The sequence below is a fragment of the Alcaligenes ammonioxydans genome, assembly GCF_019343455.1.
Taxonomy (GTDB): domain Bacteria; phylum Pseudomonadota; class Gammaproteobacteria; order Burkholderiales; family Burkholderiaceae_B; genus Alcaligenes; species Alcaligenes ammonioxydans.
Window position 1 is genome coordinate 203,952 of the sequence record NZ_CP049362.1, and the last position, 14,288, is coordinate 218,239.

The 14,288-nt window shown below is 57.7% G+C and carries 11 protein-coding genes; 7 read left to right on the forward strand and 4 right to left on the reverse strand.

From position 1 onward, the window contains the following. Nucleotides 1-20: 20 nt before the first annotated feature. Nucleotides 21-1,637 carry an ATP-dependent acyl-CoA ligase gene (locus FE795_RS00905; RefSeq protein ID WP_003804897.1) on the reverse strand — a complete coding sequence of 539 codons (1,617 nt, stop codon included), beginning with the start codon at nt 1,635-1,637 and terminating at the stop codon, nt 21-23. A 357-nt stretch (nt 1,638-1,994) separates the two neighbouring features. Between FE795_RS00905 and FE795_RS00910 the strand changes: the two genes are divergently transcribed. Beyond that, nucleotides 1,995-2,951 carry a Bug family tripartite tricarboxylate transporter substrate binding protein gene (locus FE795_RS00910; protein ID WP_039944036.1) on the forward strand — a complete coding sequence of 319 codons (957 nt, stop codon included), beginning with the start codon at nt 1,995-1,997 and terminating at the stop codon, nt 2,949-2,951. A 93-nt stretch (nt 2,952-3,044) separates the two neighbouring features. On the opposite strand, the gene FE795_RS00915 is transcribed toward FE795_RS00910, so the two are convergent. Continuing rightward, nucleotides 3,045-3,713, reverse strand: a complete 669-nt coding sequence (locus tag FE795_RS00915; RefSeq protein ID WP_003804894.1) for a GntR family transcriptional regulator — start codon at nt 3,711-3,713, stop codon at nt 3,045-3,047. Between the two features lie 160 nt (nt 3,714-3,873). Between FE795_RS00915 and FE795_RS00920 the strand changes: the two genes are divergently transcribed. Both FE795_RS00920 and FE795_RS00925 read left to right on the forward strand, forming a co-directional pair. After that, complete coding sequence (locus FE795_RS00920) at nt 3,874-4,758, forward strand: LysR family transcriptional regulator (protein WP_003804892.1); 885 nt, start codon at nt 3,874-3,876, stop codon at nt 4,756-4,758. A gap of 103 nt (nt 4,759-4,861) precedes the next feature. Continuing rightward, entirely contained in the window at nt 4,862-6,109 is a 1,248-nt protein-coding gene (locus tag FE795_RS00925; protein ID WP_219235440.1) for a D-amino acid dehydrogenase, read from the forward strand. Between the two features lie 203 nt (nt 6,110-6,312). On the opposite strand, the gene FE795_RS00930 is transcribed toward FE795_RS00925, so the two are convergent. Then, a complete protein-coding gene (locus FE795_RS00930; protein WP_059318368.1) occupies nt 6,313-7,323 on the reverse strand; it encodes an acyltransferase in 1,011 nt (336 codons plus the stop codon). Nucleotides 7,324-7,602: 279 nt separating this feature from the next. Here FE795_RS00930 and rmuC point away from each other — a divergent pair, with 279 nt between their 5' ends. Then, nucleotides 7,603-8,970, forward strand: a complete 1,368-nt coding sequence (rmuC, locus tag FE795_RS00935; RefSeq protein ID WP_003804886.1) for a DNA recombination protein RmuC — start codon at nt 7,603-7,605, stop codon at nt 8,968-8,970. Nucleotides 8,971-9,143: 173 nt separating this feature from the next. Here the strand turns inward: rmuC and FE795_RS00940 are convergent, their stop codons facing one another. Continuing rightward, nucleotides 9,144-11,756 (reverse strand): EAL domain-containing protein, encoded by a 2,613-nt coding sequence (locus tag FE795_RS00940; protein WP_230406230.1) that lies wholly within the window; start codon nt 11,754-11,756, stop codon nt 9,144-9,146. 130 nt (nt 11,757-11,886) lie between these two features. Here FE795_RS00940 and FE795_RS00945 point away from each other — a divergent pair, with 130 nt between their 5' ends. The 3 genes from FE795_RS00945 (at nt 11,887) to FE795_RS00955 (ending at nt 14,263) form a co-directional block, all read left to right on the forward strand. Further along, nucleotides 11,887-12,165, forward strand: a complete 279-nt coding sequence (locus FE795_RS00945) for an acylphosphatase (protein WP_003804883.1) — start codon at nt 11,887-11,889, stop codon at nt 12,163-12,165. 145 nt (nt 12,166-12,310) lie between these two features. Continuing rightward, nucleotides 12,311-13,207 (forward strand): MurR/RpiR family transcriptional regulator, encoded by an 897-nt coding sequence (locus tag FE795_RS00950; protein WP_003804880.1) that lies wholly within the window; start codon nt 12,311-12,313, stop codon nt 13,205-13,207. A gap of 57 nt (nt 13,208-13,264) precedes the next feature. Further along, complete coding sequence (locus tag FE795_RS00955; RefSeq protein WP_039944047.1) at nt 13,265-14,263, forward strand: TAXI family TRAP transporter solute-binding subunit; 999 nt, start codon at nt 13,265-13,267, stop codon at nt 14,261-14,263. The last annotated feature ends 25 nt before the right edge of the window (nt 14,264-14,288 follow it).

Below are 14,288 nucleotides of genomic sequence, written 5' to 3' on the forward strand. Positions count from 1 at the left end.
GTCAGTTCCTGTAACAGCGCTTAGCGACGAACCTGATAGCCCGCTTTTTCTCTGTCCCACGTGTTGGGACCAATGCCGCGATCACGCAGGGCAAATTTTTGAATCTTGCCATTTTCCGTAGTGGGCAAGACATCCGTAAATTCGATAAAGCGGGGGACAGCAAAATAGGGCAGGCGGCGTTCGCAATGCTGCAGCAGTTCCTCGCAGCTAACGCTGCAATCAGGACGCAGCACAATCATGGCCATGACCTCGTCCTCGGCCAGTTCGGACTTGGCCGCATACACCGCAACGGTGTGGACAGCGGGGTGACTGGCCAATGCCTGTTCGACTTCGTAGGAGGAAATGTTCTCACCACGACGGCGAATCATGTCTTTCAGACGGTCCACAAAGCGGTAGTAGCCATCTGCATCACGCACGACGCGGTCACCGGTGTGGAACCACAGGTTTTTCCAGGTCTCCACCGTCTTGTCCGGTTGCCCGTAGTAACCCAGCGCGAAGGCATAGGGTTCATCGGCGCGCAGCAACAGCTCGCCCACTTCACCGTCTGGCAGCGGGTTGTCGTTTTCATCCACTACCAGCGCCTCAAAGCCCTCGGATACACGGCCCATATAACCATTGCGCTGCTCCTGGATACCCCGGCCCATCACATAATTGGTCTCGGTGGAGCCAAAGCCATCGAGCAGGTACATCTGGCAGCGCTCCAGAAACTGGCTATGAAACTGTTCAGGCACGCCAGGGCCCAGGGCAATGCGGGTCTTGTGCTGCTTTTCTGCGGCCGTGACCGGCTTGGACAGCAAGATGGGCACCATGGCACCGAGCAGATAGGTAATGGTGGCACCAGTCTGGCACAGATTGTCAAAGAAGCGGCTGGCTGAAAACCGCTTGTCCACCACCATGCAGGCGTCACTGACCAGGGCCTGAAAGAAGGTATTTAGGGCATTGGTGTGGAACATGGGCAGGCAGGTGTAGAGCACATCGTCGGCTTTCATGCCCAGTTTGCTGGCAGTGTAAATACCCCACCAGTAGAACTGGGCGTGGGGGCATTGCACACCTTTGGAGGGGCCCGAGGTGCCGGAGGTGTACAGAATGGCCAGCGTATCGCCAGGGCCGATATCCGCAGGCTCGCAGTAATCGCCCAAAGCAGGCAGATCGCAGGTGGCCACAGCCAGTGTTTGTGCGGCTTCCTGACCTTGAATCAACCAGGCTTGCTGGACGGCAGTGGCGCCAAGGTCCACATCGGCCAGCAGCGGAGTCAGATCACTTTCCACCACCAGCAGGCTGGCTTGGCTATTGCACAGAATGTGCTGCAACTGGGCACCACGCGAGGCGGTATTGATGGGCACCACAATGGCACCCAGCCAGCCGCAGCCAAGCACCATGTCCAAAAATTCGTGGCGGTTGGTGCAGAGCAGGGCGACCCGGTCGCCACGCTTGATGCCGGCGCGGCTCAGGCGGCTGGCGCTGGCTGCGGCCACTTGCAAGGTTTGTTCGCCGGTGTAGTGGGTATGACGGTCTGAGAACAGCGGGGCATCACCCATGCGCTCGGCGCGCAGGCGCAACAGGGCCGGTACCGTGCGCTGCGTGGCGGGTATTGAAAACAGCGGCAATTCAGAAGCGGGAATGGAATGGGCGTGCATGATCTATCTGTCTCCCGGCTCACGCGCCACCAAGGCGATAAGCCGATATGCATGGGTGAAATTACTAATATCCTGCAAACAGTATACTGCAATATATTATTTGTAAATTCCTGTCCTTCACCGGAAAAACCCGAAGTGTCAGAGGCCATCACGCAGTGGTACTTCGGGCAAACCCAACCTTGGCGCGGGACAGAAAGGGGGTCGTTTTGCGACGTGTGGAAATACGGTTGGCAAAACAGTTGATCCGGCTTGGGGATGCGGGTCGATCAGCAATAAAACAGGCCGGGCTCACCAATTTGAGCAAGGGTGCTTCACAATGATTTTGAATAAGCCCACAGGGGCAACGGGGATAGAACAATGAAGGTATGGCTTAAGTTGGCAACGTGTTGTGCACTGATGTTGGGTGCACAGGCCCATGCTCAAAACAAGAATGTGACGCTGGTTGTGCCTTACCCACCGGGCGGTGCGGCGGACCAGCTCGCGCGCGTGATCTCCCAGGAAATGGGCACGCGCTTTGATCAAAAAGTCATCGTGGAAAACCGCCCCGGCGCGGGTGCCCAGGTGGCCATGAACGTCGTGAAGAACGCCAATCCCAGCTCCTTGGGTACGGTCCTGTTTCTGGCTGATAGCGGTGCCTATTCCTTGAATCGCCACTTGTATCAGCGTCTGAATTACGACGTGGCAACCGACCTGATCCCCATGACGCTGGCCGCTAAGGCGCCGGTGTTCCTGCTGGTCAATAAAGACAGCCCCTTCAAGACGGTTCAGGATCTGGTGGCCGCGGGCCAGAAACAGGAGCTGACGTACGGTTCGCCGGGGATGGGGACGGGGACTCACCTGCTGGGCGAGATGCTGCGTAAAGAAACCGGCGCCCGACTGGTACACGTGCCTTACAAAGGCGCTGGTCCCGCTTTGATTGACGCGGTGAGCGGCCAGATCGACTTTATTTTTGATGTGCTGACGGGCAGCCGCGGTTTCCTTGAAGATGGCCGTTTGCGTTCGATTGCGGCCGCCACGACCGAGCGCAGCCCTTTGCGTCCAGACGTGCCGACGATTGCAGAAGCCGGTATCCCCAATGTGGCGTTCACCATCTGGTGGGGCATTTCGGCCAAAGCCGGTACGCCTGAGGAAGACGTGGCCCGTCTGACCGAACAATTGACGGCGGTGCTGAAAGAAGAGTCAGTGGTCAAGAAGTTCGTGGACTTCGGTATTCAGATCGAACCTTCCACACCTCAGGAGTTTGCGGATCTGATCGAGCGTGATGCTCAAACCATGGGGCCGACCATTAAGGCCTTGGATATCACGCTGGACTAACAGGACGGCTTGATTGCAAAAGGGCGCTGCGGCGCCCTTTTTTTGTGGCCTGCGGCCGGTGACCGCAGGGGGGCGTGTCCTGTAGGGCCGCCCTCAGGCCAGCAGCTCCGCTTGCTTGAGGCAGTAGGCCGAGCAGCAAATGACCAGGTTTTCCCTAATCAACTGGGCTGCCTGCTCCTGCTGGCATTCACGGAATGCCTGGCAGATGGCCTTGGCCCGCTGCATGGTCTCCAATCGGAACTGGGGGTCCTGGAGGCAGGCAATCCGGGCTTGGTCGGCCTGATCGTGCAGGCGTGCCATGGTGTCGACCAATTGCTTGTTGGGCACCATGCTGATCCAGGCACTGCGAAAGGCCCAGTTGGCCTGAATATTGTCGATCGGGTCACCTTGCTGGTGAGTGGCTTCAATTCGGCTCAAGGCCTGTTCCATTGCCAGCATGCCCACTTTGCTTTGATGGATGCAGGCCAGCTTGGCTGCTGGTGGCTCAAGTAAAAGACGTACTGAGAAAATGTCCTCGATATCCTGGGCGGTGTAGACCCGCAGTACAAAGCCGCGTGATGTTCCTTCCAGCACCCCTTCGTTTTTCAGTTGCAGCAAGGCTTCACGCACCGGCATGCGCGAGACATTCAGGCTGGCCGCAATTTCGTTATCGACCAGCCGCACGTCAAAGCCGATCTTGCCCAGGGCAATGTCCTGACGCAACATGCCATAGACTTGTTCACGGATATTGGGTTCGCGTTTCTTGTAGGGATTGGCAGCCATATGCTCGCCCGGCGTCTGGCGCACGGCAAAAGACTCAAAAGGCTATAGGATACCAAGTAAGCGCCGGGGGCTGATGGCTTTCCTGCCCGTACGGTTTTGCTGTCCAAGTTGCAGGATAATACCGGGTATTCACACCAGCACGCACCAGGAGGGCCCGTCGATGCGGTGGCGGCATGTAGAAATTTTTGACGCAATCTGCCGTGGCGGTTCATTGACACAGGCCGCGCAGTTGCTGCATATCTCCCAGCCTGCGGCCAGCAAGATGCTGGCAACGGCGGAAATGCAGCTGGGATTTCGGCTGTTTGACCGCGTGCGGGGCCGCTTGATCCCCACACGCGAGGCCAGCATCCTGGCGCCTTACGTGGCGCGCTTGCATCAGAATCTGGATGACGTCAGCCGACTGGCGCGCAATCTGCGCTCTCACCATGAAGGGCTGTGGCGTATAGGCAGCAGTCCGGCGTTTGGCCTGGAGCTGCTGCCGGTCGCCTTGAGTCGCTGCCGTCAGGCGCACCCGGCCATGAGTTTCGAGCTGCGTACCCACCATAGTGGCGAGTTGCTGCAAGCCTTGGAAACGCGCGACCTGGACATGGTGATGAGCTTTGATCAGGGCGAAGCCTCCGGTGTGCAGCGGCAGGTGTTGGCCCATACGGAACTGGTACACGTTACCTTGCCGGGCGTTGCTCCGTTGCGTCACTGGAAGGAGATGGCCGGGCGCGCCTTCATTGCTTTGGACGCGGATGACCCGGTCGGTGCGATGGTGGAAAGCCTGTTGCAAAACCATGCTCCCGATGTCACGCCCTTTATGCGTGTGCAGACCCATTACGTTGCTTGCAGTCTGGTGGTGCAGCAGGTGGGCGAGGCCCTGGTCGATCTGGTCACCGCGCGCGCCATGCAAGGCCGAGGCCTTGCCATCCATCGTTTGCCCGAGCCTTTGCCTATCCCCGTGAGTATTTTGACGGCCCCTGATGATGCGGGCTCGGGTTCGCGCGAACGCGTGCTCGATCACATCCGGCAGGCGCTGCTGGAATGCCGTTTTCCTGGTTGAGTCGTTGGTTTTTCCATAACCCAGGGTTATGGACTACAGCAACTATTCATTGGCGTCCCGACGCCGCCCCCCAGACAATAGAGCAGTTATTGGGGGTATAGCCATGCATGTATGTATTATCGGCGCCGGTGTAATCGGAATGAGCACTGCGTTCATGTTGCGCCAGAAAGGGATCAAGGTCACGGTTCTGGAGGCCGGCCCGCAGGTGGCCGGACAGACCAGTTTTGCCAACGGTGGGCAGCTAAGTTACAGCTACGTCGCCCCCTTGGCGGATCCCGGCGTGTTCAAGGATTTGCCCCGCTGGTTGTTGAACAAAGACTCGCCCCTGCGTTTTAAGCCGGCCCTGAGCCTGCAGCAATGGCGCTGGCTGCTTCATTTTCTGAAAGCCTGCCGCAGTGATGTGGTGCGTCGGACTACTGCGCAGATGCTGAGTCTGTCCTACTTGAGCCGCGACGTTCTGCACGACTGGCAAGCACGTTTCAATCTGGAGTTTGCTCATCAACGCAATGGCAAACTGATTGTGTTCCGTAGCCCGGGCCCGTTTGAGCATGCGCGTGAGCAAGCGCAACTGCAGGCTGAGCTGGGTTCGTCGCAGCAAGTGCTGGAGGCCGCCCAGGTACTGGAATTGGAACCCTCACTACAGGCTTTGGGTTCACGCTTGCAAGGTGCGATTTACACACCGAGTGAAGAAGCGGGCGACGCTTGTTTGTTTGCCCTTGCCTTGCATGAGCGCCTGCAAAACGACGGTGACTACGAATTGAGGCTGAACACACCGGTGCAGCGTTTTGTGATGGAAGGACGCGACATTCGCGCTGTGCACACCCCGCAAGGCGAGTTTCAAGCAGATCAGTTTGTTCTTGCCAGCGGGATGGGTACGGTGTCTTTGCTGCGGCAATTGGGTGGCCGCCCGTTGATTTATCCCTTGAAGGGTTATAGCTTGAGCCTGCCGCTGGAGGGTTTGAATCAGGCGGTGCCGGCGATCAGCGTCACCGATTACGAACAGCGTATTGTGTACGCCCGTCTGGGCAAGGTACTGCGCATGGCCGCGATGGTGGATATTGGGTTTGAAGGTTTGGATATTCCTGCTGCCCGCATGGCGACCTTGAAGCAGCAGGTCAATGGCCTGTTTCCCGGTCTGCCGCTGGAACAGGCCCAGACCTGGGCTGGTTTGCGGCCTGCGACGCCATCGGGCAAACCGGTGGTGGGAGCCAGCAAGCTGGCAGGTCGCTTGTGGGTGAATGTAGGCCACGGCGCATTGGGCTTCACCTTGGCTTGCGGTAGCGCAGCGATTCTGGCGGCTCACCTGACGGGCGAGGCTTCGCCTATTGATGACGCTCCATTTCGTCCTTAAGCCTTGAAGCGGATGATAAGTATGTGGCAATCAATTGTCCGTGGCCGGTCATGGGTTGACGGTGGCGGGGCGTTGTGTGAAGGCTTGGTGCTGGGTAATGAGCCGCGAATAATCAGTCGCGCCGATGGTGCACCCCTAGATGGAGATGGGCAAGTTTCTCTTTGGAAGCTAGCCCATTTTTTTTGTGTTTTACGTAGTGGTGTTTAGACGGTTGCCCGCAAAACCGGCGTCGCTTTGAAGCCGGCCGTCAGCAGCAGGGACAGACCATAGATGGCCACTGCCAACGCAGGAATCGACCACAGCGCATTGAAATCCAGCGCCGTGAACAGGTAGCGGTACATCAGGTCGATCAGCCAGGGGTGGATCAAATACACCCCCAAGGTCAGCTCCGCCAGATGGGCACTGATGCGCGAGTTGATCAAGGGCTGATTCCAGTCACGCAGCAGCACGATCAACGCGATAGACATGGGGATGACGGTAATGCTCAGGTAGTCGTAAAAGTACGCCGCGGTTTGACGATCGTGGGTGATGGCCAACGCGTAAAAGCCCCAGGCTGTGGCCGCAATACTGCCCAGTAATACCGAGAGGGTCAGCCAGCGGGGCACGCGTACAGGTACTTTGCGCAGCAGATAGCCCAGCAGGAAATAGGGCAGATAAGACAGAAACCAGGTGAAGAAAGGAGCCGAGTGAGTGTTCAGCTCTGGCTTGCTCAGGGTGCTCAGCGCAGACAGTACGAAAGCGGCTCCAGTCAGCACCGTCAATTGCTTCAGATTGGTGTTCTGGACCATGCGACGCAAAAATGGCGTGAACAGGTACAGGAACACGATCATGTACAAAAACCAGAGGTGAAAATAGGGACGCCCCTGCAATAGACGCTCCAGATAGGGGTAGGGATCTGCCTGCGGCGTCCACCAATGTTGCTTGAAGGCGGTCCAGCCCAGGTAAAAGGCCGTCCAGAACAGCAAGGGCAGCAAGACCCGTGATGCCCGTTTGCGATAGAACAGTTTCATGCCTTCTTGAGGCCGGGGTTCGAGCAGGAGCGCACCGCTGACCATCACAAAGACCGGTACGCACCAGCGGGTGGCCGCATCATACAGATTGCCGCTCCACCAGTTGGCCGTGCCTACCTCGGCATTGAGGACGGCGTAGGCAGCGATATGCAGGCATACCACCGAGAAAATCGCCACGATCCGCGCATTGCTGATCCAGTTCATGAGAGGGCATAAAAAACAGACACCTGCTTATCCTAAGGGGCAGACGTTTCTGATTTGTCCCCCAAATACGGGATTTGGCGTCCAGTTTTGTCTGGATGTGACGGGAAGAGGGCGAGCTCACGGCTTGGCGGGCGCGGACACCGTCAGCGTGCTGTCTTTAGGTCGGGATTGAGAAAAGGGTGTATAAATTACCAGCGTTATACGGTTAAATAGCAGGCTTAGCCGGACAGACCGGTCAGGACATTCCTGATCTGGCGGTGCTGGGCAGGAGTAGGGTGGATGCAGCTGGATTTGACGGGAATGGATGTGCTGATCGCGGTGGTCGCCTTGGCGCTGGGACTGGTGCTGGGTGCATGGCTGCGGTCGCGCATGAGCGCCCCGGTCGAGCGGGCACTGGAGGATCGATGCGCGCGTCTGGAGCAGGATCTGGCCCATGCTCACGAGCACTCTCAGCACGCCCAGAACCGGGCCGTGGAACTGGATAAAGAGCTGATACGCCGCGATGCTCAGATTCAGGCCCAGGAACGGCGTAACCAGGCTATCCAGGAGGACCTGGAACATAGCCGTGAACAAATGCGGCTGCAGTTCGAGTCGCTGGCTCAACAGATTCTGGAGGCCAAAGGACAAACGTTGCGCCAGGACAGCCAGCGCACCCTGGATGAAATGCTGCGACCCTTTCGCGAGCAATTGGCTGGTTTTCAACTGCGGGTGAACCAGGTGCATGACGAGTCCGTGAAAGGCCAGACCGCCTTGAGTCTGGAGCTGCAACGCATGCAGGAAATGGGGCTGCGCATGAGTGCCGAAGCGCACTCGCTGGCGATGGCCCTGAAAGGTGATAAGAAAACCACGGGGAATTGGGGTGAAACCCAGCTGGAGAAAACGCTGGAAGTGGCGGGGCTGGTGCGTGGTGTGCACTTTGATACGCAGTGGCAGGCACGCGATGAGCAAGGCCGCCTGCGGTATCCCGACTTTGTGGTCCATCTTCCCCAGGACAAGCATCTGGTGCTGGACTGTAAGGTGTCCCTGGTGGACTACGACCGCGCCATTCGTGCTCAGACCGATGAGGAGCGTCAGCAAAGCCTGCAGGCGCATGTGCAGGCACTGCGCAACCATATTGATGATCTGGCCACCAAGGATTACAGCGCCTTGCCCGGTTTGAACAGCCCTGGTTTTGTATTCATGTATGTGCCGATTGAAGCGGCCTATATGCAGGCGTTGCAGCAGCATCATGGCCTGTTCGATTACGGTCTGGGCAAGAACGTCCTGATGGTTTCACACACGACCTTGCTGCCCATTTTGCGCACCGTAGCCAATATCTGGATGATGGTGCGCAGCAATGAGCAGGCCCACGAACTGAGCCAACGTGCAGGGGATATCTATAACCAGGTGTCTCTCCTGGCCGAACGTCTGAAAAAGCTGGGCGAAACCTTGGGGCAGGCGGGCAAACACTATAACAGCACCGTTACGGCACTGGCTGGCCAGCAAGGTTTGTACGGCAAAGTCAGCCGCTTTGCCGAGCTATCGGCCAGGGCCAAACGTACGCAGCCGGGGATTGAGCCCTTGCATACGGATATTGAGCATGAGCGGCTGGAATGGGTGTTGCCGCAAGAGACTGAGCCGGTGCAGGAAAAAGGGTCGGATGCGTGATCGTGCGTGACAGCACAAGCCCCTGCTTGGCTGCGCGATGAGGCCAGGCCGTCCTTATCTGACATGCCTGGAGTCGTGCCAATATCAGCGGGAAGATGGCCGTCAGGGCTGAGTGTGACGGGGCTGGCGTGGCGACGGGAATAAGGTGAAACCGGTGCATGCAGCCCGCGTTTTCAGGGGGCGGCGGCAGGACCCCCATCCTGCTCAATAAGCTCCAGCCACTGCTCCACCAGTTGCGGGGCGCTGAACAAATAGCCCTGCAATCCATGGCAGCCGCGACGCAGCAGGAATTCTTTCTGCTGCTCGTTTTCCACCCCTTCAGCCACCACGTGCAGGCCCAGTTGTCGTGCCATGGCCAGTACCGTGCGCACAATGGCGTTGGCTTCTTGCTCCCCAGGCACCCCCAGAATCAGGCTGCGGTCCATTTTCAACTCATACAGTGGCAGGCGGCGTATGGCGGCCAGGTTGGAATAGCCGGTACCAAAGTCATCCATGGAAAAGCGGATGCCCAGATCCTTGAGTTCCCGCATCATGCTGTTGGCAGAGCTGAAGTCCTCCATCAGCACGCCTTCGGTAATCTCAAAAATCAGGCGATGGGCGGGGGCGCCGCTGCTTTCCAGAATCTGGCGTGTGCGGCGGGCAAAATCGGGCCGGCGGAACTGGATCGGGCTGACGTTAATGGAAATCGGAAAGTGGCACTGCTGGGTTTGCAGCAGCAGATCACAGACCGAGGCCATGATCCAGTCGCCCAGGGGGGTGATCAGGTCCGTGCTTTCCGCCAGCGGAATGAACAGATTGGGAGTGAGCATGCCGCGGGTGGGATGCAGCCAGCGCAGCAGTACTTCAGCACCACAAATACGGTTGTGCTTGTCGTACTGGGACTGCACAAACAGGCGCAGTTGATCCGACCCTATGGCAAAGCGCAGATCGTGTTGCAGATTCAAATGTTCTTCGACGGCCTCTTGCATGCCAGGCTCGTACAGCGTGATCTGGTTGCGGCCATTTTCTTTGGAGCGATACATGGCCGTGTCGGCCTGACGCATCAGGTCTTCCGAAGTCAGGGTGCTGTCGGTAATCAGGGCCAGACCGATACTGCTGCTGCTCAGATACGAATGGCCTTCAATGTTGTAAGGCTCCTCAAGACGGGTGCGCACCAGTTCAGCAAATTCCAGTGCTTCTTTGTAGCAGTCGCGCACGGTGCCTGGGTGCAGAATCTTCAGGATGACAAACTCGTCCCCGCCCAGTCGGGCCACGATGTCCTGGGGGTCAATAATCAAGGACAGGCGGCGTGCTACTTTGCGCAGCAAGGCATCGCCAATGGCGTGTCCGCGTGCGTCGTTGATATGTTTGAAGCGGTCCAGATCCAGAAAGTACAACGCACCGGGCCGTTTGTAAGGCTCGATGGTTTGCAGGTGGCGTTCCAGACGTTGCAGCAGCAGGCGGCGGTTGGGCAGTTCGGTGAGTGGGTCGTAAAAAGCCAGCCGATAGTTTTCTGATTGCGTGGCTTTAAGGGCCGAGATGTTGGTGGAGATGCAGTACAGGCTGGTTTGCCGCGTTTCCGGGTCTTGGACGGGCATCTTGATGGAGAAAAATGTGGCGCGTATATCGCCTTTACGGTCCCGCACCACCTCTTCCACGGCCAATCGTTCACCGCTGTACAGCACCTGTTCGTCGTTGTGCCGGAATTCGTTGATGGTCTGTTTGTTGGCGTACAGATCCTGATCGGTTTTACCCACAATGCTGTCGGTGGTGTAGTTCAGGTCCTCGCACAGCTTGCGGTTGGCGTATTGATAGCGGAACTGATCGTCCTTGATGTACACGTAGGCGTCAATGGCATCGAGCACCGTATGCAAATGATGCTCGGTGCGCAGCAGTTTTTTGCGCTGGCGACGCAGGACAATGCGCATCAGGGTCACGGTAAGCAGAGCGATCGTCAACAAGACGCCCAGCGTCAGCAATGCAGGAATAATCCAGGGCTTGGTCGGCTTTTCGATCAGGCGCAGACCCCACTGGTTCAGCGTTTCGGTATAGAACGGGTCGTTATTGTCTTGCCAGTTCTTGATGTGGGTATCAATGGCCGCCAGCAGATCCAGGTTGCGGTCCTTGGCAGTGACAAAATAAGTGTTGGTCGGTTCCAGCCGGATAGGGGCGGTTTTCAGGCCATGTTCACCGGCATGGCGTACCCCAAATAAATGGCCGACTACTGCGGCGTCGGCCTGTTTGGTCTGTACCAGTTTCAGGGCACTGTACTGGGAGTCGGTGATGACCAGCCTGGAGCCCAGTTCCAGTTTTTGCAAAATATTGTAGAGCTGGGTCAGTTGCAGGGTGCCGCTCATGACCGCAATGCGTTTGCCATTCAGGTCGTTCAGCGCGCCGATATGTGTGGTTTTGCCTGTGAAGATCTGAGACCAGTCCTCCAGCACCGCTCGGTTGTGGTAGCTGTACAGCGCTGCCCGTTCGGGCGAATAGGCCAGTCCTGGCACGAGATCGAGCAGGTCGTTTTGCAAGGCGTTCAGGCACTGTTGCCAGTCGCACTGTACCGCCTCCAGGGTCCAGCCCTCGCGCTTGGCAATCTCCATCAGCAGCTCGCCCATAATGCCGCCGGGACGGGCCTGGCTATCTAGCAAAAGCTTGGGGGGATTTTCATAGACGCCCACACGCACAATATGCTGTTGGGCATGCGGTGCCGCCTGGGCAAAGGGGACCAACAGGCCCAGGATAGCCAGTAGGCTTGGCATGTAGATTGCCCTGCGCAGCGATAGATAAATAAAGCGGGGCAATTTCATGATGAAGTGGCTGCACAAAGCAGGGAATCGGGTGCGGTCATGCAACAATGATGTGACTAATTTAACTGAATATCGAGAACGGGGGCGGATGCGTGCCACATTTCGGTAACAAATAGCAGGGAGCAGACGAATGGCGGATTGTGAAACCGTAGAGGTGAGTGTTAAAGGGCGGGTCCAGGGGCTTGGGTTTCGTGCCAGCGCCTTGCGTCACGCGCATCTGTATGGCGTCAAAGGCTGGGTCAGCAATGCAGGGGACGGCTCGGTGGAGCTGTTGTTGCAAGGCACGGCCGATGCCATCGATCGTATGGTCAGCTGGCTTTATATCGGTCCCGAGCAGGCGCAGGTTGAGCAGGTGGATATACAGCGCTCTTACACCGACAAGCGTTACGACTTTTTCGAAATTCGCTAATGCCACCCATCATTGGCAGCACAACGCCCTGAAAAAGAAATAATGATAGCGAATTGCGGGCAAACCCTAGTAAAACATTTGTTTTTTTTGTTCGTCTCCAGATTAACATGCGTTTTATTGTGTGGATGTGTGAGTAGAACGATACATGGAGCCCTTGTTACGCCTGCAGCGTCTCTTGCCTGAGCTGACTCCCGAGTTGCGTCGGGCGGCCCAATGGGTAGAACGCCATCCGGTAGAGGTCAGCCTGTGGTCCATGCGCAAGCAGGCGCAGGCCTTGTCGCTGGCTCCGGCCACCATGCTCCGTCTGGCCAAAGCGGCGGGCTATGAAAGCTATGATGGCTTTCGCGAGCCCTTCCAACAGGCTTTGCATCGCACCAGCGGCACGATGGCCGCACGCGCCCAGAACTTGCAAGGCAGCCGTGCCTCGGAGCAACAGGCCAGGGACTTGGGTGCGCAACAGGAGCAGGCGTTGGCGTCCGTGTTGCGGCTCAACCCGCTTAATGCGCTTGATGCGTGCGCCCGGGCCATTCTGGGCGCGTCCAAGGTCGGGTTCTTGGGGCTGGGAGCCAGCTTTGCCTGCGCTTTTCAGATGCATTACGCCTATCAGCTGATTCGGGGCGACGGTGTCTTGCTGAACCGGGCGGCCGATTTGCTGCTGGAGCTGGAAACGGGTCTGGATAGCGGCAGTGTGTTGCTGGTCATCAGTCAGGCGCCGTACGTTAAAGCCGTGGTCAACAGCGTGCAGCAAGCGGTGCAACGCGGGATTCCCGTCGTGGCAATTACCGATAGTGTGTTGTCACCGATTGCACAAGGTGCCCGGCATGTTTTGTTGTTTGAGGCACAGACCGGTGGTCAGTGCGCAGCAAGTTTTTTCCATTCCCTGGTGGGAGCCGTCACCGTGGCCGAGCATCTGCTGGCGCGGATCGCCGCGCTGGGAGGCAAGCCGGTTGTACAGCGCTTGGCGCAACTGGAGACATCCTTTCGTAGTCAGGGAATTTATTGGCAGCACGATGAAGAGGCAGGCCCGGCTCCTGCAAAGTGAAGAAAACCGGCCGTACCGGCTATACAAACAGGGGATTTCCCCATGGGAGACAAGAAGATGGAACACATTAGCAAACAAACCGGCAAAAAGAAGGTGTGGGCGCTCAGCGCAACGGCGGCGGTTTGCGCCATGCTACTGAGCCCTCTGCCGGCCAGTGCCCAGCAGAAATTTGTCAGTATCGGCACGGGAGGCGTGACTGGCGTGTATTACGCCGCGGGCGGTGCGATTTGCCGTCTGGTCAATAAAGATCGGGGTACCGATGGCGTGCGCTGCTCGGTAGAGTCCACCGGAGGCTCGGTTTTCAACGTCAATACCATCAAGGCCGGTGAGCTGGACCTGGGCGTGGTGCAGTCCGATGTAGGTTACAACGCCTATAACGGTGAAGGGCAGTTCAAGGACGGAGGGGCTTACAAGAAGCTGCGTTCGGTGTTTTCTATTCACCCGGAACCCTTTACCGTGCTTTCGCGCAAAGAGGCCAACATCAATACCTTTGATGATTTCAAGGGAAAACGCTTTAACGTGGGCAATCCGGGCTCGGGCACACGGGCATCGATGGATCAGTTGTTGCAGGCAATGGGTCTGGACAACAGCTTTTTCTCGCTGGCCTCGGAACTGCGTCCTGATGAGCATGGCCCGGCCCTGTGTGACGGCAAGATCGATGGCTTCATTTATGGCGTAGGCCACCCCTCGGCCAATATTCAGGACCCCACCACCTCTTGCGGCGCCAAGCTGGTCCCGCTGACCGGAGCGGCGGTAGACAAGTTGGTCGAGACCTATCCCTACTACGCCAAAGCCGTGATTCCAGGCGGGCTGTACCCAAATAACCCGGACGATGTGCAAACCTACGGCGTTTTGGCCACTTTTGTGACCTCGGAAGATGTGCCCGAAGAGTCGGTCTATAACGTTGTCAAAGCCGTGTTCGACAATTTTGACGACTTCAAGCGCTTGCACCCTGCATTGGCAAACCTGAAAAAAGAGGACATGGTTAAAAATGGCCTGTCCGCTCCCTTGCACAAAGGGGCTGAAAAGTACTTCAAGGAAAAAGGGCTGCTGTAAGACAGTCTGATCGTGGCCAGGCCGG